This is a genomic window from Bacillus sp. 1A, from assembly GCF_052682215.1.
Genome location: NZ_JBQYLZ010000001.1, coordinates 2,828,471 through 2,855,171 on the forward strand (window position 1 = coordinate 2,828,471; position 26,701 = coordinate 2,855,171).

The 26,701-nt window shown below is 35.0% G+C and carries 26 protein-coding genes and 1 pseudogene; 22 read left to right on the plus strand and 5 right to left on the minus strand.

Translation table 11 applies throughout. The features are described 5' to 3' along the window. Positions 1-49: 49 nt before the first annotated feature. From ACUN0F_RS14400 to ACUN0F_RS14425, 6 genes are all read left to right on the plus strand, one after another. Positions 50-808, plus strand: a complete 759-nt coding sequence (locus tag ACUN0F_RS14400; RefSeq protein ID WP_046956529.1) for an exodeoxyribonuclease III — start codon at positions 50-52, stop codon at positions 806-808. Between the two features lie 298 nt (positions 809-1,106). Continuing rightward, the gene (locus tag ACUN0F_RS14405; RefSeq protein ID WP_264460930.1) at positions 1,107-2,072 is read left to right on the plus strand and encodes an iron-hydroxamate ABC transporter substrate-binding protein; all 966 of its coding nucleotides are present in this window, start codon (positions 1,107-1,109) and stop codon (positions 2,070-2,072) included. A gap of 27 nt (positions 2,073-2,099) precedes the next feature. Continuing rightward, positions 2,100-3,107, plus strand: coding sequence for a FecCD family ABC transporter permease (locus tag ACUN0F_RS14410; protein WP_001173044.1), 1,008 nt, complete (start codon positions 2,100-2,102; stop codon positions 3,105-3,107). Beyond that, a complete protein-coding gene (locus ACUN0F_RS14415; RefSeq protein ID WP_000920448.1) occupies positions 3,100-4,122 on the plus strand; it encodes a FecCD family ABC transporter permease in 1,023 nt (340 codons plus the stop codon). The genes ACUN0F_RS14410 and ACUN0F_RS14415 overlap by 8 nt, the downstream gene beginning before the upstream one ends. Positions 4,123-4,136: 14 nt before the next feature. After that, a complete protein-coding gene (locus ACUN0F_RS14420) occupies positions 4,137-4,958 on the plus strand; it encodes an ABC transporter ATP-binding protein (RefSeq protein WP_046956533.1) in 822 nt (273 codons plus the stop codon). 17 nt (positions 4,959-4,975) lie between these two features. After that, positions 4,976-5,794 (plus strand): alpha/beta hydrolase, encoded by an 819-nt coding sequence (locus tag ACUN0F_RS14425; RefSeq protein WP_001098319.1) that lies wholly within the window; start codon positions 4,976-4,978, stop codon positions 5,792-5,794. A gap of 90 nt (positions 5,795-5,884) precedes the next feature. Here ACUN0F_RS14425 and ACUN0F_RS14430 read toward each other — a convergent pair. Next, positions 5,885-7,440 (minus strand): IS3 family transposase gene (locus tag ACUN0F_RS14430; protein ID WP_445539586.1). Its coding sequence is split into 2 segments (ribosomal slippage): positions 5,885-6,798 and positions 6,798-7,440, totalling 1,557 coding nucleotides; the frame shifts between segments, so codons are not numbered across the junction. A gap of 303 nt (positions 7,441-7,743) precedes the next feature. Between ACUN0F_RS14430 and ACUN0F_RS14435 the strand changes: the two genes are divergently transcribed. From ACUN0F_RS14435 to ACUN0F_RS14455, 5 genes are all read left to right on the plus strand, one after another. After that, entirely contained in the window at positions 7,744-7,971 is a 228-nt protein-coding gene (locus ACUN0F_RS14435; RefSeq protein WP_000849106.1) for a hypothetical protein, read from the plus strand. A gap of 292 nt (positions 7,972-8,263) precedes the next feature. Next, the gene (locus ACUN0F_RS14440; RefSeq protein ID WP_000349636.1) at positions 8,264-8,566 is read left to right on the plus strand and encodes a metal-sensing transcriptional repressor; all 303 of its coding nucleotides are present in this window, start codon (positions 8,264-8,266) and stop codon (positions 8,564-8,566) included. Between the two features lie 202 nt (positions 8,567-8,768). Then, complete coding sequence (copZ, locus tag ACUN0F_RS14445; RefSeq protein WP_000436979.1) at positions 8,769-8,975, plus strand: copper chaperone CopZ; 207 nt, start codon at positions 8,769-8,771, stop codon at positions 8,973-8,975. 95 nt (positions 8,976-9,070) lie between these two features. Then, positions 9,071-11,491, plus strand: a complete 2,421-nt coding sequence (locus ACUN0F_RS14450) for a heavy metal translocating P-type ATPase (protein WP_264463198.1) — start codon at positions 9,071-9,073, stop codon at positions 11,489-11,491. Positions 11,492-11,652: 161 nt separating this feature from the next. Beyond that, on the plus strand, positions 11,653-12,132 hold the full coding sequence (locus tag ACUN0F_RS14455; protein ID WP_000910418.1) for a GNAT family N-acetyltransferase: 480 nt from the start codon (positions 11,653-11,655) through the stop codon (positions 12,130-12,132). A 19-nt stretch (positions 12,133-12,151) separates the two neighbouring features. Here ACUN0F_RS14455 and ACUN0F_RS14460 read toward each other — a convergent pair whose 3' ends face one another. Further along, positions 12,152-12,424 carry an HU family DNA-binding protein gene (locus ACUN0F_RS14460; protein ID WP_001043902.1) on the minus strand — a complete coding sequence of 91 codons (273 nt, stop codon included), beginning with the start codon at positions 12,422-12,424 and terminating at the stop codon, positions 12,152-12,154. A gap of 141 nt (positions 12,425-12,565) precedes the next feature. After that, positions 12,566-13,381, minus strand: a complete 816-nt coding sequence (locus ACUN0F_RS14465) for a formate/nitrite transporter family protein (RefSeq protein ID WP_000110532.1) — start codon at positions 13,379-13,381, stop codon at positions 12,566-12,568. 196 nt (positions 13,382-13,577) lie between these two features. Between ACUN0F_RS14465 and ACUN0F_RS14470 the strand changes: the two genes are divergently transcribed. Both ACUN0F_RS14470 and ACUN0F_RS14475 read left to right on the plus strand, forming a co-directional pair. Beyond that, positions 13,578-14,471 carry a metallophosphoesterase gene (locus tag ACUN0F_RS14470; protein ID WP_001095327.1) on the plus strand — a complete coding sequence of 298 codons (894 nt, stop codon included), beginning with the start codon at positions 13,578-13,580 and terminating at the stop codon, positions 14,469-14,471. A 168-nt stretch (positions 14,472-14,639) separates the two neighbouring features. Continuing rightward, positions 14,640-14,719, plus strand: a pseudogene (locus tag ACUN0F_RS14475) (N-acyl-L-amino acid amidohydrolase); the annotation flags it as partial. A gap of 52 nt (positions 14,720-14,771) precedes the next feature. Here the strand turns inward: ACUN0F_RS14475 and ACUN0F_RS14480 are convergent. After that, complete coding sequence (locus ACUN0F_RS14480) at positions 14,772-15,854, minus strand: chitinase (RefSeq protein ID WP_002107829.1); 1,083 nt, start codon at positions 15,852-15,854, stop codon at positions 14,772-14,774. A gap of 420 nt (positions 15,855-16,274) precedes the next feature. Here ACUN0F_RS14480 and gabP point away from each other — a divergent pair, with 420 nt between their 5' ends. From gabP to entD, 8 genes are all read left to right on the plus strand, one after another. Beyond that, positions 16,275-17,669 (plus strand): GABA permease, encoded by a 1,395-nt coding sequence (gene gabP, locus ACUN0F_RS14485; RefSeq protein WP_445539587.1) that lies wholly within the window; start codon positions 16,275-16,277, stop codon positions 17,667-17,669. Between the two features lie 133 nt (positions 17,670-17,802). Further along, entirely contained in the window at positions 17,803-18,141 is a 339-nt protein-coding gene (locus tag ACUN0F_RS14490; RefSeq protein ID WP_113732328.1) for a hypothetical protein, read from the plus strand. Between the two features lie 317 nt (positions 18,142-18,458). Then, positions 18,459-19,001: a DUF420 domain-containing protein gene (locus ACUN0F_RS14495; RefSeq protein WP_000228316.1), complete on the plus strand. Its 543-nt coding sequence runs from the start codon at positions 18,459-18,461 to the stop codon at positions 18,999-19,001. A gap of 116 nt (positions 19,002-19,117) precedes the next feature. Continuing rightward, positions 19,118-20,281 (plus strand): iron-containing alcohol dehydrogenase, encoded by a 1,164-nt coding sequence (locus ACUN0F_RS14500; protein ID WP_046956536.1) that lies wholly within the window; start codon positions 19,118-19,120, stop codon positions 20,279-20,281. A 158-nt stretch (positions 20,282-20,439) separates the two neighbouring features. Further along, entirely contained in the window at positions 20,440-21,192 is a 753-nt protein-coding gene (locus ACUN0F_RS14505; protein WP_000957284.1) for a DeoR/GlpR family DNA-binding transcription regulator, read from the plus strand. Beyond that, complete coding sequence (gene pfkB / locus ACUN0F_RS14510) at positions 21,189-22,100, plus strand: 1-phosphofructokinase (RefSeq protein ID WP_445539588.1); 912 nt, start codon at positions 21,189-21,191, stop codon at positions 22,098-22,100. Before ACUN0F_RS14505 ends, pfkB begins: the two co-directional genes overlap by 4 nt. A 13-nt stretch (positions 22,101-22,113) precedes the next feature. Further along, complete coding sequence (locus ACUN0F_RS14515; protein WP_264463202.1) at positions 22,114-23,973, plus strand: PTS fructose transporter subunit IIABC; 1,860 nt, start codon at positions 22,114-22,116, stop codon at positions 23,971-23,973. 347 nt (positions 23,974-24,320) lie between these two features. Beyond that, the gene (gene entD / locus ACUN0F_RS14520; RefSeq protein WP_000734619.1) at positions 24,321-25,253 is read left to right on the plus strand and encodes a cell wall-binding protein EntD; all 933 of its coding nucleotides are present in this window, start codon (positions 24,321-24,323) and stop codon (positions 25,251-25,253) included. Between the two features lie 62 nt (positions 25,254-25,315). On the opposite strand, the gene ACUN0F_RS14525 is transcribed toward entD, so the two are convergent. After that, complete coding sequence (locus ACUN0F_RS14525) at positions 25,316-25,561, minus strand: hypothetical protein (RefSeq protein ID WP_000814419.1); 246 nt, start codon at positions 25,559-25,561, stop codon at positions 25,316-25,318. Positions 25,562-25,742: 181 nt separating this feature from the next. Between ACUN0F_RS14525 and miaA the strand changes: the two genes are divergently transcribed. Continuing rightward, positions 25,743-26,696 carry a tRNA (adenosine(37)-N6)-dimethylallyltransferase MiaA gene (miaA, locus tag ACUN0F_RS14530; RefSeq protein ID WP_264463203.1) on the plus strand — a complete coding sequence of 318 codons (954 nt, stop codon included), beginning with the start codon at positions 25,743-25,745 and terminating at the stop codon, positions 26,694-26,696. Positions 26,697-26,701: the final 5 nt, after the last annotated feature.

The window sequence follows — 26,701 nt, forward strand, 5'->3', positions numbered from 1 at the left end:
TTTGTGATAGCATGAAATTTGAAAGTGAACATCAAGAGGAGGACTATAGGTGAAGTTAATTTCGTGGAATGTAAATGGTTTGCGAGCAGTTATCGCAAAAGGTGGATTTTTAGAATATCTTGAGGAATCAAATGCTGATATATTTTGTTTACAAGAGATTAAATTACAAGATGGGCAAATTGATTTAAATCCAGAGGGATATTATACATACTGGAATTATGCTGTGAAAAAAGGCTATTCAGGAACAGCTATTTTCACGAAAAAAGAACCGCTATCTGTAACATACGGTTTAGGAATTGAAGAGCATGATCAAGAAGGACGAGTTATTACTTTAGAATTCGAAGATTTTTACATGATAACGTTATATACACCAAACTCAAAACGAGGATTAGAACGATTAGATTACAGAATGAAATGGGAAGATGATTTCAGAGCTTATATTAAGCAATTAGATGAAAAAAAGCCCGTTGTTTTTTGCGGTGATTTAAACGTTGCTCATAAAGAAATCGATTTAAAAAATCCAAAAAGTAATCGTAAAAACCCTGGATTCTCTGATGAGGAACGAGAGAAATTCACATGTATTTTAGAAGAAGGATTTATTGATACGTATCGTTATCTGTATCCTGATCAGGAAGGTGCATATTCGTGGTGGTCGTATCGTATGGGAGCGAGAGCAAAAAATATTGGATGGCGTTTAGATTATTTTGTTGTTTCCGAAAGAATGAAAGACAAAATAACAGAGGCGAAAATTAATAGTGAAGTAATGGGATCAGACCATTGCCCAGTTGAATTACATATAAATTTCTAAAAAAAGAAGTATCTTCCTAAGATTAGGTGGATACTTCTTTTTTATTCAGTTTGTTAAAATTTTTCAAATCTTTCTTGAAATAATTGCATATTAAATATATACTTAGTAACGATAATCATTATCAATGAAAAGTGTTATCAATAGATGAAGTGTAAAAGAATTATAGTTTAGGGGAAGTGAACGAGAATGAGTTCTGGATAGAATTATTAATCTAATGAAATATATATGTGAGATAAGTTACATATAGTTAAATTTTATTGAGAATATAGTTTGAAAATTCGAGAGGAGTTATATAAAGATGAACAAGAAGTTATTTACTTTAGGGATGGTTACAGTTTTAAGTGTAGGACTAGCAGCATGCAATAGTACGGATAAAACTTCAGGAGAACAAAAGCAACAGACAAAAGCTATGGAAACGAAAAAAGACGAAAAAAGAAAAATTACATATTTAGGTAAAGAATATACAGTACCAGCAAAAGTAGATAAAATTGCGACAGCTAGTTTAGAGTCAATGGAAGATGCAGCGGTACTTGGTATTAAGCCGGTAGGTGCCATTACTGTTGGTGGTAAATTACCGAAGTATCTTGAGAAAGATTTAGAGGGTGCGAAATCTGTTGGCGAGAAAATGCAACCAAATTTTGAAACATTACTACAATTAAAGCCAGACGTTATTACATCAAGTACAAAATTCCCAGCAGAAACAGCTGAAAAGTTTACGAAAGTAGCGCCTACATTCCCGGTATCACACGTTTCAACAAATTGGGAAGATAACTTAAAGTTAATGGGAGAATTAACTGGTAAAAAAGATAAAGCAGAAAAAATTATTAAAGATTACAATTCAGACGCTGAAAAGGCAAAAGTAAAACTAGGAGATAAGTTAAAAGACAAAAAAGTACTTGTCATTAGACTAAGAGCAAACGAATTATTCCTATATCCAGAAGGAGTATACTTCAACCCTGTCATTTATAAAGATCTTGGATTAACTGCTCCAGAACAATTGAAAACTGTAAAAGCACAAGAGAAAATTTCATTTGAAAAACTTGCTGAACTTAACCCAGATTATATTTTCTTACAATATGAGACAACTGAAAATAAAAACCCGAAAGTGCTAGAAGAAATTGAAAGTAATCCAATTTGGCAAAGTATGAATGCTGCGAAGGAAAAGAAAGTGTTTGTAAACGTTGTAGACCCAATGGCACAAGGTGGTACTGCTTGGAGTAAAACAGCATTCTTAAAAGAAGCAGTGAAAAATTTATCTAAATAATACAATAAGTAAGGTGCGTTGAATGATATGCAGAAAACAAATGCAGTACCAGTGACTATATTATGTATAGCACCCATACTCATCTTATTTACAGTTATACTTTCTATTTTGTATGGGGCGAAGAGTATTGATGCTGAAATAGTGTGGAACGCATTATTTCATTTTGATTCAAGCGATGTAAATCATAATATTATTATTACTTCACGTTTACCAAGGGTAGTTGCAGCTCTTTTAGTTGGAGCATTTCTAGCCATATCAGGAGCACTTATGCAGGGGATGACAAGAAACTATCTTGCATCCCCTTCTATTATGGGTGTGACGGATGGGGCAGCCTTTGTTATTACACTTTGTATGATTTTTCTTCCGGGAATGTCATCAATTGGTATGGTTTTATGTTCAATGATTGGTTCTGCACTAGGAGCCGGTATCGTATTTGGTTTTGGTTCGCTCCTTCAAAATGGCTTATCACCAGTTAGGTTAGCGATTATCGGAACAGTTATTGGAACATTTTTAAGTAGTGTATCGGCCGCGATGGCATCATATTTCCAAATCTCTCAAAATGTTAGTTTTTGGTTTAATGCAAAGTTAGACCAAGTGGACCCTAATATCATTAAAATCACGATACCGTTTGGGATAATTGGAATAATTTTAGCATTGTTAATATCAAAATCTATTACCATTCTTTCTTTAGGAGAAGAAGTTTCTATTAACCTAGGGCAGCGTACAAAACTAGTTAAAGCGATGGCAATTTTATCAGTTATCTTTTTAACAGGAACAGCAGTTGCTTTAGTAGGAAAAGTTGGTTTTGTAGGTTTAATTATTCCGCACATTACTCGCTTTATAATTGGGGTAGATTATAAGTGGATTTTGCCATGTGCAGGCGTTATTGGTGGAGTTTTCTTAGCGTTATGTGATGTTTTAAGTAGATTTGTAAACTATCCATTTGAAACACCTATTGGGGTCGTTACCTCCTTAATTGGAATTCCTTTCTTCCTTTATTTAATTCGTACAAGAGGAGGAGAGAGACATGCTTAAAAGTTCAAGTCAACGTTTTGGAATGACGATGGGGATTATTATATTTTTAATACTATGTGCTATTTATATTAGTTTAACGAATGGTACGTTTGATATTACAATTACAGATGTATTTAAAACACTCTTTAGAATAGATCCAGTACCAGACCATGATTTAGTTATTTTTGAGTTTCGTCTTCCTCGTATCGTAATTGCTGGATTAGTAGGATTAGGTCTAGGTGTTGCAGGTGCTGTAATTCAAGGGATTACGAGAAACGGCCTGGCAGACCCGGGAATTTTAGGAGTAAATGCCGGAGCAGGAACAGCAATCGTCATTTTTATGTTTTTCTTTCAAGGGCAATTAAAGAGCACAGACTGGGTTTCTATTATGATGATGCCGATGTTTGGTTTAGTTGGCGGGTTAGGAGCTGCTATCATTATTTATCTGTTTTCGTGGAAAAACGGTAAGTTAGATTCGCAGCGTCTTTTATTAACAGGGATTGCGATTGGATCAGGATTTGGAGCATTTTCCATGTATTTATCACTCAAAATGAAGTCAACTGATTTCGAGATGGCTGCAGTTTGGGTGTCAGGAAGTATATATAGTGCAAACTGGAAGTATATTATTGCTATGTTGCCGTGGCTTATCATATTAATTCCGCTTATACAAAAGAAAGCTTATTTATTAGATTTATTTCAATTGGAAGAAACGAGTATTACAAGTTTAGGTGTTTCAGTAGAAAGAGAGAAATCTATTTTACTATTAAGTAGTATCGGACTTGTAAGTGCATGTGTTGCAGTTTCAGGAAGTATTGGTTTCATTGGTTTAATGGCACCGCATATAGCGAAAAGGCTTGTTGGTATTCAGCATAAGCATATCATTCCTACGTGCGGAGTAATCGGAATGTTCCTTGTAATAGCTTCAGACTTTATTGCAAAAACAGTTTTCAACCCTGTAGAGTTACCTGTTGGGATCGTTATTTCTATTGTCGGTGTACCGTATTTCTTATATTTACTTTATAAGGCGAAAGCGTAAGAGGAGGAATAAAAGTGAGTATTTTAAGTGCAAAAAATTTAGAAACGAGTTATGAAAAGCTTACAGTGTTTCGCGATTTAAATGTGGAAATACAAGAAGGAAAAGTAACGACAATTATAGGGCCAAACGGGTGCGGTAAATCAACACTGTTAAAAACAATGGGAAGAATTTTAAAGCAAAAGAGCGGTAAAGTATATTTGCAAGGACAGGATTTAAATACGATTCCAACGAAAGAAATTGCGAAGCAGTTAGCTTTACTCCCGCAAACTCCAATTGCACCAGGAGAACTTAAAGTGGAAGAATTAATTTCTTATGGACGCTATCCTCATCGAAATAATGTAAATAAGTTAACTTCAAAAGATAAAGAGATGATTGACTGGGCATTAGATATAACGAAAACTTCTGAATTTCGAACGAGACAAATTGCAAATTTATCAGGCGGTCAAAGACAAAAGGTATGGCTAGCGATGGCTTTAGCACAAGAGACAGAAGTGTTACTACTAGATGAACCGACTACATATCTCGATATGTCTCATCAATTAGATGTATTACAAATTGTGGAGAAGTTAAATAAAGAACATAATTGTACGGTTGTTATGGTACTGCATGATATTAACCATGCAGCAAGGTTTTCAGATGAAATTATTGCGATGAAGGAAGGGGAAATCGTTACAACTGGTAGCCCAGAAGAAATCATTACAAATGAAGTGTTAAAAGAAGTATTTCATATTGATGCGCGCGTCATGATTGATCCGTATAATGGGTCTCCTGTTTGTTTTGGATACGATAGTGTTGCACTTCAAGAAGAGAAAGTAGAAATATATGTAACGAGTTAAGAAGGGGGGAATATAAGATGAATACTACTATTGAAAAACAGCAGATTATTACATCTAATACAGAACAGTGGAAAATGTATTCAAAATTAGACGGTAAGGAATATCAAATACATATTTCAAAGCCGAGGCAGCCAGCACCAGAGTCAGGATATCCTGTTATATACGTATTAGATGGCAATGCTTTTTTTCAAACATTCCATGAAGCGGTTAAAATACAATCAGTTAGAGCGGAAAAAACAGGTGTTTCACCAGCCATTATAGTAGGTATTGGTTATCCAATTGAAGGGGCATTTTCAGGTGAGGAAAGATGCTATGATTTTACGCCTAGTGTAATTTCAAAAGATGCCCCTTTAAAACCAGACGGTAAACCGTGGCCTAAAACAGGAGGAGCACATAATTTCTTTACTTTTATTGAAGAAGAATTAAAACCTCAAATTGAAAATAATTATGAGATTGATAAAGGGAAGCAAACATTATTTGGGCATTCGCTAGGTGGTTTATTTGCTTTACATATACTATTTACAAACGTAAATGCCTTTCAAAGTTATTTTATTAGTAGTCCATCTATTTGGTGGAATAACCAATCCGTGCTTGAAAAAGAAGAGAATCTAATAAATGAGTTAAACAATGCAAAAGTTGAAACAGGAGTATTTCTTACAGTTGGTTCACTAGAACGAGAGCATATGGTTGTAGGTGCAAATGAATTATCAGAGCGCCTTCTCCGAGTAAAACACGATCAGTTTCGATTTACGTTTTATGAAGCTGAAGGGGAGAATCATGCATCAGTTGTGCCGACCTCTTTAAGTAAAGGGTTAAGATTTATTAGTCACGTATAAATTGAAATGAATATCTAATAAAATGCAAACAAAAGGCTATGGGAAATGAACAGCCCCCGTCAAGTAGACAGTGAAAATAATAAAAACACCCTAAGCGGCTTCAGCCCTATATTCCATGGGGCTGAGGCCGTTTAGTCGTTTTTGGAATCGGTCATAATTATAAAATTGAATGTACTCGTCTACCGCTTGATTTAGTTCCTCAAACGTATCGTATTTGTGTAAGTAATATTTCTCGCACTTAATCGTTCCCCAAAAAGACTCCATTGGCCCATTATCAATGCATCTACCAACACGTGACATACTATGGACTATGCCTGTTTTATCTACACGGCGCTTGAATCCATGGGAAGTATATTGAAAACCACGATTGCTATGTAGAAGAAGTTCATCTTTAGATGAACGAATTGGCGCTTGATCAAAGGTTTTAAATACAAGTTGATTATTGTTAGAATGTCCTAGAACGTAGCTGACAATGGAACCGTCATACAAATCAAGAATCGCACTTAAATAAGCCTTCTTAGATGAGCCATACTTGAATTCTGTCACGTCCGTTACCCATTTTTCATTCGGTCTATTTGCTGTAAATTCACGATTTAATACGTTTTGTGTGACATGTTGTGGTGTGACATTTTTATAACGCTTTCTTTTTCTACGAATGACAGATTGTAATCCAGCTATCTTCATCAAACGATAAATACGTTTGTGATTGAAGGTTTCACCGAATAGGCGATTCATATTTAACACCATTCGACGATAGCCATAGATACCTTTTAATTTCTCGTGAAGGATTTGTATTTCTTCTATGATTTTTTTATTTTGTGTTTCTCTAACTGAAGGTGTACGGTTTACCCATTTATAATATGCTGCACGTGTAATGCCAGCGATTTTACAGAGTAGTGAGATTGGCATATTTTTTTCTTTATGAAGTTCTTGAATTGCGACATATTTATTTTCAAAACGTACTTGATTTAACGCCTCCTCTCGAGTTCTTCTAACTTTTTTAAAAATGCATTCTCGGCTCGTAACCGCTCATTTTCTCTTTCAAGTTTCTTCATTTCTAATTTCACTTTTTCTTCTGGTGAAAGCTCTTGTTCTTCCTTCTTTCTTCCACGTCTATCTTTTAATGCTTCATCTCCACCATTGTTATATTTCTTGACCCACTGATAGACCTGTTGGTAAGAAACATCATACATGTCAGCGGTCATTTGAAAGTTTTTATTGTTCTCCAAACAGTATAGGACAATTTGAATTCGTTCCTCCCAAGAGGTTATTCTCGTTTTCGTCATAGATCGTATCTTTCCTTTCAACGTATCTTTCAACTCTCTATGACTATTATAATGCTTTACCCATCGCTGGAGAACGGATCTACTTGAGATTTCATGTCTTCTAATAATTTCATATTGAGAATATTTCCCTGATAAATACTCCATAACCGCTGTTTCTTTGACTTCCTTTGAATATCGTTTCCATGATGAGCTTTTTTGTAGACCTTCAATCCCATATTGTTCAAAACACTTCATCCATTCCTTGAATGAATATTGCGTAACTTGATACTTCTTACAAAGTTCTGTAATTGTATAATTTCCTTTTCTATAAGCAAGCAATAGCTCTAGCTTAAATTCAGGAAGATACCGTTTTTTGGACATCAAAAAAACTCCCCTTAAGATCAAACAGATTTTTATTTTTTAATCTGTCTACCTTAAGGGGAGCATATCAAAATTCTCCATAGCCTTTTGTTTGTGCAAGTAGAATTGTCCTTTTTGAACGTTTTGTTTCAACTTTTCGTCTAAAGAGACAAAAAGTTGTCACAATTCGGTCACAATTAGCATAAACATAAAATAGACGAAATGAACTTATTTCCAAAAAGGCTTGATTCATTCCATTCGTGATTAGTAGAGCTGAAAAAGCATGGATTAAAAGTTCACTATATTCTCAAGGAGGTAGATCGTATGAAAACTATTCTTGCTATCGCTGGGCTTATTTGGGTTTTATCACATGGCATTCCAATTTATGAAGGAGAACAAATTCGCAGTGCTCTGAATAAAAATTTTAATGAATATCACGTTATTGATCGGCAAGATAATGTCGTGACAGTTCGTGTAAATGACTGTTTTCATACGGTAACCGTTGAAGGAACTTCAGTAGTGAATGATACAAAAGTATGTGATCAGCAATAATTATATATAGGAAGAAAAAAGTCTCAATTTACACGTGTGAAAATTGAGACTTTTATATTTGTGGATGAATAATAAGCGGGGATGGTTAATCCCTGCTTATTATTGTTTTTTGAAAAAAAGGCAAGGTTATCATAATAATTGAGTCTGAGAAGCTAATAAGTTGTTAAGAATAAGCATAGAGCGGAAATATACTCATATGGGGTATCATACGTAGATAATTAATGCTATAATTGGTATACTCGTAAAAATAATTGTTTTATTGGATGAAGAGAAACTTTAAGAAGGTGATAATATGGATCATAAAGAGCATGAAGCGGTAACACATAGATCAGAAAAAGAAAAAGAGCAGATTATAAATAGATTAAAGAGAATTGAAGGACAGGTCCGCGGTATTCAAAATATGATTGAAAATGATCGTTATTGCGTGGATATTTTAGTACAAATTTCAGCGATTAATGCAGCGATGAAAAAAGTAGGAATGGGTGTATTAAAAAACCATACAAGTCATTGTGTTTCAGGTGCTATTAAAGATGGCAATGGTGACGAAGCAATTGAAGAATTAATGACTGTATTTGAACGTTTTTCAAAAGCGTAAAAACAAGCTAGTATGTAACTGGCTTGTTTTTTGTTTACCTTCATATAAGATTTCGGGGTATTGATGTGAAAAAGTGTATGTAAAATAAACTTTTAGAAAATAATTGAAAAATCATGATACAAAACCATTGATTACCTTAGGGGGGTATGGTAAGATGTAATTGTGATTAACAAACAATGAAGAAACAAGAGGAGGATTTTAAATGGAACAGTTAACATTACAAGTTGAAGGTATGTCTTGTGGACATTGTGTAAATTCTATTGAAAGCAGTGTGAAAGAACTAAACGGTGTTGAACAAGTGAAGGTTCAATTAGCAGAAGGAACTGTTGAAGTTACTATCGACTCGTCTGCTGTAACACTAAAAGATATCGTTGCTGTAATTGAAGATCAAGGATACGATGTTCAATAATTATTTTTAGATATGGAAATAAATCGTACTTTATAGGAAGTACGATTTATTTTGCTAATAATTATACCTCATAAGGGTATATAGAGGTGAGAGACATGAATGAACAGAAAGAGGCTAATCTTCAAATATCAGGAATGACATGTGCGGCATGTGCGAATAGAATTGAAAAAGGTCTGAAAAAAGTAGAAGGTGTTCATGATGCAAATGTAAATTTTGCACTTGAAAAAACAAAAATAATGTATGATCCCCAAAAAACAAATCCGCAACAGTTTAAGGAAAAAGTTGAATCGTTAGGATATGGAATTGTAAGTGATAAAGCCGAGTTTACTGTTTCTGGGATGACATGCGCAGCATGTGCCAATAGAGTAGAAAAGCGTTTAAATAAGTTAGAAGGTGTGAACGGAGCGACAGTAAATTTCGCTTTGGAATCAGCTACAGTAGATTTTAACCCTGATGAAATTAATGTAAATGAAATGAAGAGTGCAATTACGAAATTAGGATATAAATTGGAAGTGAAATCAGATGAGCAAGATGGATCAACTGATCATCGCTTACAAGAAATTGAGCGACAAAAGAAGAAATTTATCATTTCATTTATTTTATCATTCCCGTTACTGTGGGCAATGGTAAGTCATTTCTCATTTACATCGTTTATTTATTTACCTGATATGCTTATGAACCCTTGGGTGCAGCTAGCTCTTGCAACTCCAGTTCAGTTTATCATTGGTGGGCAGTTTTATGTTGGAGCTTATAAAGCGTTACGAAATAAAAGTGCCAATATGGATGTTCTCGTGGCACTTGGAACGTCGGCAGCGTATTTTTACAGTGTGTATTTAAGTATTAGGTCGATTGGTTCTTCGGAACATATGACAGACTTGTATTTTGAAACGAGTGCAGTACTTATTACATTAATTATTTTAGGTAAATTATTTGAGGCGAAAGCAAAGGGACGCTCGTCAGAAGCAATTAAAAAATTAATGGGATTACAGGCGAAAACCGCTACTGTTGTACGAGATGGAACAGAAATGAAAATTTTAATCGAAGAAGTAGTAGCTGGTGATATCGTTTATGTAAAACCCGGTGAAAAAATCCCGGTAGATGGGGAAATTGTAGAAGGAAAGTCAGCGATAGATGAATCGATGTTAACAGGTGAAAGTATTCCAGTTGATAAAACAATTGGGGATGTAGTAATCGGTTCTACAATGAATAAAAATGGCTTTTTAAAAGTGAAAGCAACTAAGGTAGGAAGAGATACTGCATTAGCTCAAATTATTAAAGTAGTAGAAGAGGCGCAAGGTTCAAAAGCTCCTATTCAAAGGGTAGCTGATCAAATTTCAGGTATTTTCGTACCTGTTGTAGTTGTGATTGCTATTATCACATTTGCAGTGTGGATGCTATTTGTTACACCTGGTGATTTTGGCGGAGCACTTGAGAAAATGATAGCCGTACTTGTTATCGCTTGTCCATGTGCATTAGGTCTTGCGACACCTACATCTATTATGGCTGGATCAGGAAGATCAGCGGAGTATGGTATTTTATTTAAAGGTGGAGAGCATTTAGAAGCAACGCACCGATTAGATACAGTTATTCTAGATAAAACAGGTACTGTGACAAACGGGAAGCCTGTTTTAACAGATGTAATTGTAGCAGATGGATTCCATGAAGAAGAAATACTACGTTTAGTCGGTGCGGCAGAAAAAAATTCTGAACATCCACTTGCAGAAGCGATTGTAGAAGGAATTAGAGAAAAGAAAATTGATATCCCAAGTTCAGAAACGTTTGAAGCGATTCCAGGATTCGGTATCGAATCAGTTGTAGAAGGGAAACAATTATTAATTGGTACACGTCGATTAATGAAGAAATTCGATATTGATATTGAAGAAGTTTCTAAATCGATGGAAGAGCTAGAACGAGAAGGAAAAACAGCAATGCTTATTGCGATCAATAAAGAATATGCTGGTATAGTGGCCGTTGCAGATACTGTAAAAGATACTTCAAAAGCAGCTATCGCAAGACTTAAGAAAATGGGTCTAGACGTTGTTATGATCACAGGAGATAACACACAAACTGCTCAGGCAATCGCTAAGCAAGTTGGTATTGATCACGTAATTGCAGAAGTATTACCAGAAGGAAAAGCAGAAGAAGTGAAAAAACTCCAAGCACAAGGTAAGAAAGTAGCAATGGTTGGAGATGGAATAAATGATGCTCCTGCACTGGCTACGGCGGATATCGGTATGGCAATTGGAACAGGAACGGATGTAGCGATGGAAGCGGCAGATATTACGTTAATCCGTGGGGATTTAAATAGTATTGCTGATGCAATCTTTATGAGTAAGATGACGATAAGAAATATTAAGCAAAATTTATTCTGGGCACTAGCTTATAACGGATTAGGAATCCCGATTGCGGCGTTCGGTTTCTTAGCACCTTGGGTTGCAGGAGCGGCTATGGCATTTAGTTCTGTATCCGTTGTATTAAATGCATTACGATTACAAAGAGTGAAATTAAAAAAATAAAAATCTAGAGAGTAATTGCATATGCTTTTAAACGAAAAACAATACTTTGAAATAAGTATTGTTTTTTGTTTATATAGAAAGAAAAAAGATATAATAAAGCAGAAATATTGAATACTAGATGGTAGACAAGTTAAATGATAGTTTAGTAAGGAGGTTCATATATGTTAAAAGATACGATCATTAGAACATTCCATAAGGAGGATTTAGAACAAGTATTACAGTTGTTCTATGAAACAGTTCATACAATTAATGCAAAAGATTATAACGTGTTACAGCTACAGGCATGGGCACCAGATCGACTAGATAGAGAAAGCTGGTTAAAGTCTTTAGAAAAGAATATTAGTTATGTAGCGGATCATAACGGTGTGATAGTGGGATTTGGGGATTATAATGATGATCATTACGTGGATCGCTTATTTACGCATAAAGATTATCAAGGAAAAGGGATAGCTTCCTACATACTACAGAAGTTAGAAAAAGAAGCAGTAAGCTTGGGTCATAGGGAGATATATACAGAGGCGAGTATTACAGCAAAACCTTTCTTTGAAAGTAACGGTTTTATTTGCATAAAGGAACAAAAGAAACAGCATAATGGTCAGATTTTTATTAATTATGTAATGAAAAAAATAGCCTTCTCATAAACGAGAAGGCTATTTTTCATTATTTTACAGCTTCTTTTAGTTCTTTACCAGCTTTGAAAGCAGGTACTTTAGAAGCTGCGATTTGCATTTCTTCACCAGTTTGTGGGTTACGGCCTGTACGAGCAGCTCTTTCGCGAACTTCGAATGTACCGAATCCGATAAGTTGTACTTTCTCACCAGCAGCTAAAGTGTTAGTGATTGATTCTACTACAGTTTGTAAAACTACAGTAGCTTCTTTTTGAGAAATCTCAGCATTTTGTGCTACGTTTTTGATTAATTCTGTTTTGTTCATGTTTTTCACCTCATATGTAAATAATGCTATTTAAGTTGTTATTATAACGTATAAAACATTCGAGAACAAGTGTACGCACATATATTCGTAAAAAAAATGAAATTTGTAATATTTTTGAGAGCCACTTTATAGACATTCAATTTAAGCGGATACAGATTTTTTCTTTAATGCAGTTTGCTCTTTATTGGAAGGGAGTTTCTTATTATAGGATATGAAATAAGGTAATGCTACAAATAACATACCTCCTACTAAGTTTCCGAAGAAAACAAAAATGAAGTTTGGAAAATATTCAATCCAAGTTAAATGACCGGCAAAAATTGCAGCTGGGATAACAAACATATTGGCTACAACGTGTTGAAATCCAATCGCAACAAAAGTCATAACTGGGAACCAAATGCCGATAATCTTTCCGATAAATTCTTTACTTCCCATACTAAGCCAAACAGCTAAACAAACGAGCCAATTACATCCGATTGCAGAAATGAAGGCTTGTAGTGGTGTATCTTGAAGTTTAGCTTGCGCAATAGAAACTGTTTTCGCTAAAAAAGCGCCTTCTGTTAATCCGACGATATGACCGAAAAAATAAGCAACGAATACAGCACCTATGAAGTTGCTAAACGTAACAATAACTAAATTTCGAATGAAGTGAAATAAGTCGATTTTTTTGTGAAGCCATGCCATTGAAACGGTCATCATATTGCCAGTTACTAACTCACCGCCTGCAAGAATAACGAGTATAAGACCGATAGGAAATACAGCGGCACCTAGAAAACTAGTAAATGATCCCCAAGATTTTGGCATTGTTCCAATAACATGAATATCGAGTAAATACCCTAATGCTATGAAAGCACCACCAAAAAAACCGAGAATTAGCATAGGGAGTAATGATAAATGAGCTTTTTTTCTACCGGAATTCGCAGCAAGTTCCGTAATTTCTTCTGGTGTAAATACAGACATGAATAATCTCTCCTTAATAAAATGATAGAATGAATAGAAGGAACATTTTTAAGAATCTATGTATTATAAAAACATGTTATGACTTCTGTATAAATTTGTCAAAGTGAATGAGGATAGAATTGGATATAGCTAACATTGTTCATGTTGTCACATTAATGTAACAATAAGGCTTTAAAGTACTTCTAGAGGTGAGAACATGAATACGAATCATGTAAAAAAAGAACAAAAAAAATCAATCGTCAAGATATGTATAATCAGTTTCATAAGTATAGTAATGATTTCAATAAGTTTGTATTTCTATGCGACAGAAATAGAACGAAAACTAGTAACAGTTACGTGGAATGAAATAGAAGCTTCTACAATTCCTAAAGAGTTTAATAACAAAAAGATATTACAATTCTCAGATGTGCATTTAGGGCCAGAATTTACATTGAAACAACTAGAAAATTTGGTAGAGAAGATGAATGCATTACATCCAGATGTAGTAGTTTTTACAGGGGATTTAATAGATAAGTTTGGATCGTATAAGGCGGAAAGAGAAGAAGCGAAAAGTATTTTACAGAAAATACATGCGCCCTTAGGGAAATATGCAGTGTTTGGGAATCATGATAGGGGCGGGGGAGGTAGTTTATTTTATAAAAAGTATATGGAGGAAGCTGGTTTCTCTGTGTTAGTAAATGAAGTGCATAAAATTAATGCGGAAAATGGCAAATATATTACAATATCAGGTTTGGATGATTTTTTATTAGGAAATCCGAAAATAGACGCGACTTTAAAACAAGTAAGGCAACAAGATTTTAATATGCTCTTAGTACATGAGCCGGATATTGTAGACAAAGTAGCTCGTTACCCAGTTGATTTTCAAATGTCAGGACATAGTCACGGAGGACAAGTTCAAATTCCTTTTATAGGTCCATTAATTACTACAAAATTAGCTGAGAGTCATGTTGAAGGTATGTATGAATTAGAAGGGAAGAATAAGCCGTTACATTTATACGTAAATCGTGGTATTGGGACAACCCGAATGCCTGTTAGATTTTGGAGTGTACCTGAACTTTCAGTATTTGTGTTAAAGCAAAATAGCAACTAGACTATTTTAGAGTAGTAACAGGACTTTCAGAGAAAGTTCTCTTTTTTTATTGGGTAAATACAGAATGTTATGTGATTTTTATTTAAAGTGTTAAAAAGGAAAGGGGAATTTCTATGGTAGAAACATGGCATAAAGAATTGGAAAGTTTATATAACGAAATGGTTTCGTGGCAAATTACTTTTAAGTATTGTAAATAGTTATGTAGAGATGGAAAAGAATCTTTTCATCATGTAGAAGTGAAAAAGTAATTTACATAAATAAAAAACAACAATAGGTTATGTAACCTATTGTTGTTTTTTATTATTTTTGCAAGGGAATAGCATCAAAATATGTTCTATAGTTATTAGAGAATTCAAAGTTGTTTTTTGCATCCCAATTAATAGACCAAGACATTAGGCCGCGGAATGCAGGGTAGCCACTCTGATTTGAAAGTTTATACTTTCCTCCGAAAGGAATTCCTTTAATGATATAATCTAAAGCTTTTTTCATTTCAGTTGGAGAAATATATCCGCCACTTGGAGCGGCCGCTGGTGCTGCAGGAAGTCCAATCATGACTTGATCCGAACGAAGAGCTGGGAAAATGTTATTTGTATTACCACCTACAGGAAAACCATGTAAGAGCATATCTGCCATAGCGACTTCGTAGTCTGCAGTACCTTGATTGTAGTTATTACCGTCCATTCCAATGCCACTGCCAGCGTTGTAGTGTTGAACGTGAATGTATGTTAGTTTGTCTTTTACTCCGAAAATAATCGGTAAATAAGCACCCCAGATGCTTCCGTATGCGCTATAACCACCTTGAACATAAGCTGTTTCAGGAGCCATGCTTAATAAAAAATCTGGACCGTAATGATCTGAGATTGTTCGAATAGCTGAGATAAGATTTACGATTTGAGGAGTAGTTGGGTTTTTAAAATTAGTGTCATTTCCGTTTAAGTAAATACCTGATTCAAGGTCAATATCTATTCCATCAAAACCATATTTATCGATCAGAGATTGTAGGGAATTAATAAAACGTTGCTTAGCCGCATTGTCAGGAAGTAAAACGACCCCATTTTGTCCACCTATTGAAAGAACTATTTTCTTACCTTTACTTTTTAAATAAGAAATATCTGATTTAAACTCTGCATCTGTACCATACACAGGAGAAAATTCAACAGTGGAACGATCACCACCAGTTTCACCGAAAGATACATTGATTACATCCCATTTTGGTGAAACGTCCCTTAATTTAATAATGCCAGTACCGTTGTCGAAGTTATGCCAGTATCCAACGAGTAATTTTGATCCTAAATTGTTTGCAGCTTGTGCTTGGAAGGGAGCTAGCGGTAGCAGTAAGAAAATTACTAAAGTACAACAAATAAATTTGAACTTGTTTAACATATCAACACTCCTATACAAAAAGTTGTCTAGATGTATAATCTTGTTTATTTCATAATATCTGAAAATTTGATCTTTTGTAAGGTGACTATAATTTTCTCAACAATTGTGTATGGAAAATTATTAAACCTAATGTAATAATTTTTGGAGGAGGTCGAATTACGATTGTTAAATTCAGAATATTTTGATATATTTTAAAGTATAGGACAAGATTTTTCGCATAATACTCTTACATAAAGTGAAACTTTAATCAGTGGGGCTTTGTTCATCCCCGCTGATTATCAGCCCTCACCAATCGGGCTTTTACGGGCAGTAGATTCCCACCTAACTTCTTTGCTTCCGCTGAATTTTGAGGTGGGGGTCTTACTGCCCGTTAATGCGGGGTAAATTTCAAAATTAAGTTTGGAAGGGGATGTACAAGAGTTGGATAAAAATCTTAAGAAAGACCTCAAAATACGCCACATTACAATGATTTCCATTGGTGGCGTAATAGGAGCTGGTTTGTTTGTTGGAAGCGGTGCGGTTGTGCATTCAGCCGGACCAGGTTCTATCGTTTCATATGCATTAGCAGGACTTCTAGTCATTTTCGTTATGAGAATGCTAGGGGAAATGGCAGCTATTAACCCGACAAGTGGTTCATTTGCAACATATGCAAGAGAAGCAATTGGTCCATGGGCCGGTTATACAATTGGGTGGCTATATTGGTTTTTCTGGGTAATTGTTATTGCGATAGAAGCTACAGCAGGTGCTGGTATTATTCAATATTGGATTCCAGAAATCCCGCTCTGGTTATTAAGCTTAATATTAACGATTTTATTAACATTGACGAATGTTTTTTCGGTGAAATCATTTGGAGAGTTTGAATATTGGTTTTCATTTATTAAAGTAATAAGTATTGTTTTGTTCCTTTGTCTTGGACTCGCTGTTATTTTAGGACTTGTACCAGGAACGGAAGCACCTGGCACTTCGAATTTAGTAGGGCAAGGAGGATTTATGCCAAATGGTATAAGTTCGGTGCTACTTGGAATTACCGTCGTTATATTTTCATTTATGGGATCAGAGATTGTCGCAGTAGCCGCTGGAGAGTCTGCCGAACCTGTAAAAGCAGTAAAAACAGCAACAAATAGTGTAATTTGGCGTATTCTCGTATTTTTCATTGGATCGATCGCTGTAGTTGTTACACTCCTTCCGTGGAATTCAGCGAACATACTAAAAAGCCCGTTTGTGGCGGTGCTGGAACATATAGGGATACCAGCGGCAGCACAAATTATGAACTTTATCGTTTTAACAGCTGTACTTTCTTGTTTAAATTCGGGTTTATATACGAACTCAAGAATGCTTTTTTCAATGGCAGAAAGAGGAGACGCACCAAAGGCATTTTTGAAATTGAATAGTAGTGGTGTTCCAGTTCGGGCGGTTTTATTTGGAACTTTCTTTGCTTACATTGGAGTTGTTTTTAGTTACATATCTCCAGATAAAGTATTTTTATTTTTAGTGAATGCATCTGGCGGGATTGCGTTACTCGTTTATCTCGTTATAGCGGTTTCACATTTCAAGATACGTAAAAAAATGGGGAAAGCGGAACAACAAAATTTGAAAGTCAAAATGTGGCTTTTTCCATATGTAACATATGTTACAATTACTGCGATTATAGCAGTTTTAGTTGCCATGCTCGCAATTGAATCTTTACGTTCACAAGCGCTTTTAACAATGCTTGTTACTGTTCTTATAATAATTTCTTATTTTATTTTTAATAGAAATAAAAATAGTACATTATTGAATCCTAAAAGCAAGAATGAGGAATCTGTTCGATTCTAATTTCTTGTTTTAGAAGAGAGTTACACCCAATCATTGCTATAAAAGAATCATATATAATCATAGAAACAAGTAATTACTATTGTCATAGTGAATATAAACTTTTTTCTTGACTTTTTATATGAAGGCGAGCAAAATGGTAAAAAAGGAAGGGGGGATGACGATGGAAGAGTACGTACTAGAGCTGTATAACTTGTTATATACGACAGAATGGCAAGATATTGTTTCATTTCTAGGAATAATGTTTTGTATGAAAATTGTAATTGTATATATGGAAGAGCAAGGTATGTTCTATTCCTTCTCATCTCCGTTCGATGTGCAGCGCGAGCCGTTGCCAAACTATGCCAAGGTAAATTACGAACAATTTCCTTTTGTGATTTTCTTTATGATTCGATTTATAACAGCAATTGTAAAGAAAAAGGAAAGTGACGATGAAGAGTGCCATTCAACTTGTAATATAGCGACTGCTTTTTAAGCTAAATACAAGGAGGAGATTTATATGTGGTTTCGATTTCTTATGATTGGTTTCTTTTCATTAACAGCAATTTCTTTAATGGGATATCAAGTGTCTGAAATTTATCAAGCATATAGTAATACGTTTTTTAACAAAAACTAATTACATTGCTATTTAAATAATAAAGCGATAAAATCCTTCTTAAGAAGTTTTATTAAGAAGGATTTTTTTCTTTGCTCTGTCTTACTGTGTCAAACTATTGTCACATTTACACTGTGAATAATATGTTAAAATAGTGAGGTTACGTATACATATTTGAAGGAAGAGGAGTGACCATTTTGGTGGATCAATCAACTAATCAGAAAAGCTATGCTCCTATTGTGATAACGCTTTCTGTAATTGTAAATGCGATTATTTTATTTTTGTTCTTTGGACCTGTTGGCTATGAAGGAGAAGTACATTTTGATGTAACAATTTTACCAATGTTAAATGCAATTTTTAATAGCTTTACGTTCGTATTCTTATTAGCAGCTTTATACTCTATTATTAAGAAGAATGTGAAAATGCACCGTGGTTTCATCCTAGCAGCATTTACAACGACGTTGCTATTTTGTGTTTCTTATTTATCGTATCATTACTTGGCGCCAGCAACACATTTTGGCGGAGAAGGATTCATTAAATATGTGTATTTCATCATTTTAATTACACATATAATCCTGGCAGCAATTATTGTACCACTTGCATTGTTTGCACTTGTATTTGGTTTTACAAATCAATTAACACGTCATCGTAAAATTGTACGTTGGACGATGCCAATTTGGTTATATGTAAGTTTATCTGGTGTTATTGTTTACTTAATGATCTCACCGTATTATCAATAAAAAATCCCAGCCTTTAGGCTGGGATTTTTTTGTTAGGCAAATATTTTTGTGAAATGAAAAAAATATGGTATACAAAAGTATAGTTGCTTTTCATATAGAAGGGATGGTAAAGGGATATGCAAAATTTTGTATTTCGTAATCCAACGAAACTTATTTTCGGTAAAGGTCAATTAGAACAGTTAAAAACTGAAATTCCACAGTTCGGTAAAAAAGTTCTTCTCGTATACGGGGGAGGCAGCATTAAAAGAAACGGTATTTATGATAATGTAATTTCTATTTTAAAAGATATAAATGCGGAAATATTTGAATTGACAGGTGTTGAACCGAATCCTCGTGTATCAACTGTAAAGAAAGGGATTCAAATTTGTAAAGATAATGGCGTCGAATTCATATTAGCGGTTGGCGGAGGAAGTGTAATCGACTGTACGAAAGCAATTGCTGCTGGTAGCAAATATGATGGAGATGTATGGGATATTGTAACGAAAAAAGCCTTTGCTAGTGAGGCATTACCATTTGGTACGGTACTTACGCTTGCGGCAACAGGATCTGAAATGAATGCTGGCTCTGTCATTACAAACTGGGAAACGAATGAAAAATATGGCTGGGGTAGCCCAGTTACTTTCCCGCAGTTTTCGATTTTAGATCCAGTTCATACTGCGTCTGTGCCGAGGGATCAAACAATTTACGGTATGGTAGATATTATGTCGCACGTATTAGAGCAATACTTCCATCATGGAACAAATACAGAATTACAAGATCGTTATTGTGAATCTGTTTTAAAAACAGTAATTGAAACTGCTCCTAAGCTTTTAAGTGATTTAGAAAATTATGAGCATAGAGAAACTATTTTATATTGCGGTACTATGGCGTTAAACGGTATTTTAGCGATGGGAGTAAAAGGAGATTGGGCGACTCATAATATTGAACATGCAGTTTCTGCGGTTCATGATATACCACACGGGGGTGGCCTTGCGATTTTATTCCCGAACTGGATGAAGCGTGTTGTAGATGAAAATGTAAGTCGTTTTAAACAGTTCGCTATTCGCGTATTCGATGTAGAAACAGATGAAAAGACTGATCGAGAAATTGCGTTAGAAGGAATCGAGGCGTTACGTCAATTTTGGACTTCAATTGAGGCACCAGTAACGTTAGCGGATTACGGTATTGGGGAAAATGAAATTGATTTAATGGCTGATAAAGCGATGGCTTATGGTGAATTTGGTAACTTTAAAAAATTAAATAAAGACGATGTTTTAAGTATATATAAAGCTTCTTTATAAGTGAATCGAAAAAAGAAACCCATTTGATATAACAATCAAATGGGTTTCTTTTTTGTTGTTTATAACTGTTTGTGACTGGTTTTGGTTATTTGTGAATGTTTATGGTTGATTTTTGTGATCGTTTTCATTATACTGTAATCAAAGAAGAGGTGAATAAAATGTTAACTCCTGAACGTCATCAAATGATATTGCAACTTGTAAAAGAGCAGAAGGTTGTTAAATTACAGCAATTAGTGGAAAGAACAGAAAGCTCTGAATCAACAATTCGTCGTGATTTAGCGCAATTGGAAAAGCAAAGGTTATTAAAAAGAGTTCATGGTGGTGCTGCTGTTTTAACAGGAAAAGGACAAGAGCCAACGATGGTTGAAAAATCATCCAAAAACATTCAAATAAAACAACAAATTGCTAACTATGCGGCTAGCATTGTTGAACAAGGTGATTGCATTTATTTAGATGCAGGAAGTACAACATTTGAAATGATCCCATTTTTAATAAATAAAGATGTTACTGTCGTTACGAATGGACTTATGCATATTGAAGCTTTAGTTGAAAATAATATTCGTGCGTATTTACTAGGCGGAATGATGAAAAGTAGGACGAAAGCTTTAATTGGTGCTATGGCACAGGAAAGCATGCAGAAGTACCGTTTTGATAAATGTTTTTTAGGAGCAAATGGTGTGCATGAACAGCTTGGTTTTACAACTCCAGATCCAGAAGAGGCACTTTTAAAACAAATGGCATTAACATTTGCGAACGAAGGATATTTCTTAATTGATGAAAGTAAGTTTTCAGAAGTTGCGTTTGCGAAAATTGCCAATGTTGAAGAAGCAAATATTATTACAAACCATTTAGAAATTGATTTAGAAAAATATAAAAGACAAACCAATGTAATTGAGGCTGATAAACAATGATCTATACAGTTACTTTAAACCCATCTATTGATTATGTAGTACAAGTTAATTCCTTCGATTTAGGCGCAGTAAATCGAGCAGAGAAAGATATGAAATTTCCTGGAGGGAAAGGCATTAACGTTTCTCGTGTTCTTCATCGTTTAGGTGTTGAAAATGTAGCGCTTGGATTTACTGGTGGATTTACCGGTCGATTTATTAAAGATGTATTACAGGCGGAAGGTGTAACAACAAACTTCGTCCAAGTAGACGGTGATTCCCGAATTAATGTGAAAATAAAAGGGCAAGAAGAGACAGAATTAAATGGACAAGGTCCTAGTGTGACAAATGGGCAATTTGAACAATTAATGAAACAAATTGAAAGTATGAGGCAGGGAGATTGTGTTGTACTAGCTGGAAGTGTACCGGCGTCTATCTCAACTACTTTTTATGAATCAATCGCAGCGCTCGGAGCTGAGAAAGGTATTCGCGTAGTAGTCGATGCAAGTGGAAGTGCGCTGCAGCATGTAATTAAAAATAAACCATTTTTAATAAAGCCTAATCATCATGAACTTGGTGAGTTATTCGGAGTAGAGATTTCAACAGTAGAAGATGTTTTACCGTTTGGAAGAAAATTAGTTGAACAAGGTGTAGAGCACGTTATCGTATCAATGGCTGGAGATGGGGCTTTATTATTTACGGCAGAAGGTATATATGAAGCAACTGTTCCAAAAGGTGTTGTAATTAATTCGGTCGGGGCCGGAGATTCTCTCGTTGCAGGATTTGTAGGTAAATATGAACAGACAAAAGATATTGAAAAGGCATTTCAATATGGCGTTGCAACAGGGAGTGCAACGGCATTTTCAGCTGATTTATGTGAAAAAGAAAAAGTAGAAGAATTATTGTCGCAAGTAATTGTAACTAAGCGATAGGGGGAAGTAACATATGAAAATTACAGAACTATTAAAAAGGGATACAGTTATTATGAACTTGACAGCTTCAAATAAAGAAGCTGTCATAGATGAATTAGTTGAGAAATTAGACGGAGCAAATCGTTTAAATAGTAAAGTGGAATTTAAAGAAGCTATTTTAAAGCGGGAGTCACAAAGTACGACTGGAATAGGGGAAGGGATTGCAATACCTCATGCGAAAACAAAAGCTGTTAAGCAACCAGCGATTTGTTTTGGTAGAAGTGTAAGCGGTATCAACTATGAATCGCTTGATGGGCAGCCTGCACATTTATTCTTTATGATTGCTGCGAGCGAAGGGGCGAATAATACTCATTTAGAAACGTTATCGCGCCTATCTACATTATTAATGGATGAAGGATTTCGTAAGCAATTGTTAGAAGCAAAGGATGAAGAGGAACTTCTTCGTTTATTTGATGAAAAAGAGAATGAAAAAGAAGAAGAAGACATTGAGGTTGCAAAACCACAAGGAAATGAACCGTACGTATTAGCAGTTACGGCTTGTCCAACTGGAATCGCTCACACTTATATGGCTGCGGATAGCTTGAAAGCAAAAGCAGCAGAGCTAGGAATAGCGATTAAAGTTGAAACGAATGGATCAACAGGTATAAAAAACGCTTTAACGAAAGAGGACATTGAACGAGCAACAGCTATTATCGTTGCCGCAGATAAACAAGTAGAAATGAACCGTTTTGCTGAGAAACATGTCATTCAAGTGCCAGTCGCTGATGGGATTAGAAAAACGGAAGCGCTTCTTAACCGAGCTGTAAAACAAGACGCGCCAATCTTTAAAGGAATAAAGGAAGATGAGAAGACAGAAAGTACAGAGAAAGAAAAAGGGTTAGGAATTTATAAGCACTTAATGAACGGTGTAAGTAATATGCTTCCATTCGTTGTTGGTGGAGGAATTTTAATTGCACTAGCATTTTGGATTGGTGGCATAAAAGCAGAAGGACCATTGGCTGAATTGTTAATGTCTATTGGTGGAGGCAAAACAGGTGCGTTTTTATTCCTCGTACCAATTTTAGCTGGATTTATTGCAAGTTCTATTGCTGATCGCCCTGGTTTCATGCCTGGTGTTGTAGGTGGATTTTTAGCTGCACATGCGAATGCTGGATTTTTAGGGGGATTAATTGCTGGTTTCTTAGCTGGGTATGTTGTTTTAGGATTGAAAAAATTGTTTTCAGGATTACCAGCACAGTTAGAAGGAATTAAACCTGTATTGTTATATCCGGTCTTTGGATTGTTGATTACAGGAGTTGTTATGCAAAAAGTAGTAATTCCGCCTGTAGTAGCATTGAATGAAATGTTAACAGGATGGTTAAATGGTTTGAACGGTACAAATGCTATATTACTAGGTCTTATATTAGGTGGTATGATGGCAATTGATATGGGTGGTCCAATTAATAAAGCTGCATTTACATTTGGTATTGCTGCAATAGAAGCGCAGAACTTTGGCGTGCACTCTGCTGTTATGGCCGGTGGTATGGTACCACCATTAGCGATTGCATTCGCAACTACTTTCTTTAAATCAAAATTTACTGAAGCAGAACGTAAATCTGGTTTAACAAATTATATTATGGGAGCATCGTTTATTACAGAAGGTGCGATTCCATTTGCAGCTGCAGATCCGATTCGAGTAATAGTAAGTTGTGTTGTTGGTTCAAGTATTGCGGGTGCATTATCTATGTTATTCCAAATTACATTACCAGCACCGCATGGTGGATTGTTTGTTATCGCATTAGTAAATAAACCGGTGTTATATATTTTCTCGATATTCATAGGGACAGTTATTTCAGCTCTTATGATGGGGATTTGGAAAAAGAAAGTTAAATAACACATGAAAAAGGAGTAGCTTTTATTAGCTGCTCTTTTTTATTACAAAAAAGGAGATTAATAATTGGAGAATGATGAATTTTGGTAAAAGATGTAATGAAATATGTTTTTTTTGTAACAAAAAAGTAATACTGTAATTTTTTCTGGAAAAAAATTTTGGGCTAGTATGTGGAAAATATATGAAAACTATTGGAAATTCTATTAGAAATGGAATTCATTAATATGGAAATTTATGTTACAACTCATTAATCGTGTATTACGAATGGTTTGTAATTGTGTGATTTCTAAAAATCCTAAAAATCTGTTGCTATAATGAAAATACGAAAACAAAGCAAATGGAGGCTATTCATGAAAAAATTATTAGGTATAGCAACGGCGGCAGTTTTTGGTCTTGGGATTTTTGCAGGTTCTGCGAAAGCAGAAACGATTGTAACAACAGACGTATTAAATGTTAGAGAAAACCCAACTGTAGAGTCAAAGCTTGTAGGTAAAATGTTAAGTGGAAATAAATTAGATGTTATAAATACAGAAAACGGATGGGCAAAAATTAAATTAAATGGTAAAGAAGCGTTTGTAAGTGCTGAATTTACAAAAAGTACATATTATGTAACGCCGGGCGTGTTAAATGTTCGTGCTGGAGCGAATACTGACTCTGAAATTCTTGGTAAGCTGAATAAAGGTGATGTAATTGAAACGACAAATCAAGTTCAAAATGAATGGTTACAATTTGACTATAATGGAAAAACGGGATATGTTCACATGCCATTTTTAACAGGGACGGCACCTGTAATTGAAAAGAAAGAAGTTGTAACGCAAGAAGAGGCGCCAGTAAGAGTAAATACGCCGGTTAAAAATAATAAAGTAGTTAAGAGCAAAGAGTCTGTTAAAAATGTAGAATCAAGTAAACCTGTGGCAAAACAGCAGTCAACTACGAAACAAGTTATGAAATCTACTGAAACAAGTGCACCTGCTGGTGGACGTGAAATAACAGTAGAAGCGACAGCGTATACAGCGCATCCAAGTGAGAATGGTACGTATGGTGGTCGTGTATTAACTGCAATGGGGCATGACTTAACAGCAAATCCGAATATGAAAGTAATTGCTGTTGATCCTAAAGTAATTCCGCTTGGATCAAAAGTATGGGTAGAAGGATATGGAGAAGCAATTGCTGGAGATACTGGTGGTGCGATTAAAGGAAATCGTATTGATGTATTAGTCGGTTCAGATGGTAGTGCCGATAGCTGGGGGCGCAAATCTGTAAAAGTGAAAGTGATCAAATAGTGTATATGTATTAATATAAAAGGCGGTTGCTTGAAAGTATGTAAGCAACCGCCTTTTATGGGTTATTGAAAAGGATAAATAGTTTTACCTGTAATAATTTTATAGGCACTGCAAAATTGATTTTGTATATACTCTGTATTTTTATTTTCTGGATGTAATGTTGTTTCTTGGAGAGTAGAATGAAAAGAACGTAGCAAACAATTTAAGGCGAAATATAATTCTTCTTGTGAACAATTTTGTTCTTTTGTAGCAGTAGCTAAAATAAGGTCTTTTGTTAAAGATGAAAAATTGATGGTGGATTGTTTCATAGTCAACTCATCCTCTCGAAGGTATTTTTAATCATGTATATGCGGAATTGGACAAACTATGTTCTTTTTTATTTGTAATTTCATGTACCGGAATGAAAGAACTTGCAATCATGCCGTTAAAATTGGTAAGATTGGATATAATCAATAGATGGAGTACATTACATAAAGAGAGTTGAATGATATGGGAGAAGTGCAACGTGAAAAAGTTGCTGTCATCATTGGACCAACTGCTGTTGGAAAGACGAAGTTAAGTATTGATCTTGCCAAAGCGTTGAATGGTGAAATTATAAGTGGAGATTCCATGCAGATTTATCGTACGATGGATATTGGAACTGCAAAGGTGACAAAAGAAGAGATGGATGGAATTCCGCATTATATGGTCGATATAAAAAATCCGGAAGAATCATTTTCTGTTGCCGAATTTCAAGAACGTGTTCGTAAGCATATTCGAGAGATTGCAGAGCGTGGTAAATTGCCAATTATCGTTGGTGGAACTGGTCTGTATATACAATCTGTTTTATTCGATTATCAGTTTACGGATGATGCTGGCGATGCTATATACCGAGAACAAATGGAAAAGTTAGCATTAGAACGTGGTGTGGAATATGTACATAAGAAATTACAAGAAGTAGACCCAGAAAGTGCTGAGCGTATTCATGCAAATAATGTACGTCGTGTCATTAGAGCGTTAGAAATTTTCCACACGACGGGTGAAAAAATGAGTGAACAACTCGAAAAACAAGAAAACGAGTTATTATATGATGTTTCACTAATTGGCTTGACAATGGATCGAGAAATGCTATACGATCGCATTAACTTACGAGTAGATTTAATGATGGAACAAGGTTTATTAGAGGAAGTAAAAGGGCTGTATAATCGTGAGATAAGAGATTGTCAATCTATTCAAGCGATTGGGTATAAAGAGATATATGATTATTTTGAGGATCGTGTCTCTTTAGAAGAAGCGGTATCACAATTAAAGACGAATTCACGTCGTTATGCAAAGCGTCAATTAACGTGGTTCCGTAATAAGATGGATGTCACGTGGTTTGATGTTACAGGCGGTGAAAAAACGTCAGAAATTTTACGATACATAGAAGGAAAGTTACAACTAAAGTCGAATAATAGTAAGTAGAGAAA

Coding starts and splice junctions, on each gene's coding strand:
- ACUN0F_RS14405 (WP_264460930.1), top strand. CDS start 1,107: ATGAACAAGAAGTTATTTACTTTAGGGATGGTTACAGTTTTAAGTGTA.
- ACUN0F_RS14410 (WP_001173044.1), top strand. CDS start 2,100: ATGCAGAAAACAAATGCAGTACCAGTGACTATATTATGTATAGCACCC.
- ACUN0F_RS14415 (WP_000920448.1), top strand. CDS start 3,100: ATGCTTAAAAGTTCAAGTCAACGTTTTGGAATGACGATGGGGATTATT.
- ACUN0F_RS14425 (WP_001098319.1), top strand. CDS start 4,976: ATGAATACTACTATTGAAAAACAGCAGATTATTACATCTAATACAGAA.
- ACUN0F_RS14435 (WP_000849106.1), top strand. CDS start 7,744: ATGAAAACTATTCTTGCTATCGCTGGGCTTATTTGGGTTTTATCACAT.
- ACUN0F_RS14440 (WP_000349636.1), top strand. CDS start 8,264: ATGGATCATAAAGAGCATGAAGCGGTAACACATAGATCAGAAAAAGAA.
- copZ (WP_000436979.1), top strand. CDS start 8,769: ATGGAACAGTTAACATTACAAGTTGAAGGTATGTCTTGTGGACATTGT.
- ACUN0F_RS14450 (WP_264463198.1), top strand. CDS start 9,071: ATGAATGAACAGAAAGAGGCTAATCTTCAAATATCAGGAATGACATGT.
- ACUN0F_RS14455 (WP_000910418.1), top strand. CDS start 11,653: ATGTTAAAAGATACGATCATTAGAACATTCCATAAGGAGGATTTAGAA.
- ACUN0F_RS14460 (WP_001043902.1), bottom strand. CDS start 12,424: ATGAACAAAACAGAATTAATCAAAAACGTAGCACAAAATGCTGAGATT.
- ACUN0F_RS14465 (WP_000110532.1), bottom strand. CDS start 13,381: ATGTCTGTATTTACACCAGAAGAAATTACGGAACTTGCTGCGAATTCC.
- ACUN0F_RS14470 (WP_001095327.1), top strand. CDS start 13,578: ATGAATACGAATCATGTAAAAAAAGAACAAAAAAAATCAATCGTCAAG.
- ACUN0F_RS14480 (WP_002107829.1), bottom strand. CDS start 15,854: ATGTTAAACAAGTTCAAATTTATTTGTTGTACTTTAGTAATTTTCTTA.
- ACUN0F_RS14490 (WP_113732328.1), top strand. CDS start 17,803: ATGGTAAAAAAGGAAGGGGGGATGACGATGGAAGAGTACGTACTAGAG.
- ACUN0F_RS14500 (WP_046956536.1), top strand. CDS start 19,118: ATGCAAAATTTTGTATTTCGTAATCCAACGAAACTTATTTTCGGTAAA.
- ACUN0F_RS14505 (WP_000957284.1), top strand. CDS start 20,440: ATGTTAACTCCTGAACGTCATCAAATGATATTGCAACTTGTAAAAGAG.
- pfkB (WP_445539588.1), top strand. CDS start 21,189: ATGATCTATACAGTTACTTTAAACCCATCTATTGATTATGTAGTACAA.
- ACUN0F_RS14515 (WP_264463202.1), top strand. CDS start 22,114: ATGAAAATTACAGAACTATTAAAAAGGGATACAGTTATTATGAACTTG.
- entD (WP_000734619.1), top strand. CDS start 24,321: ATGAAAAAATTATTAGGTATAGCAACGGCGGCAGTTTTTGGTCTTGGG.
- ACUN0F_RS14525 (WP_000814419.1), bottom strand. CDS start 25,561: ATGAAACAATCCACCATCAATTTTTCATCTTTAACAAAAGACCTTATT.
- miaA (WP_264463203.1), top strand. CDS start 25,743: ATGGGAGAAGTGCAACGTGAAAAAGTTGCTGTCATCATTGGACCAACT.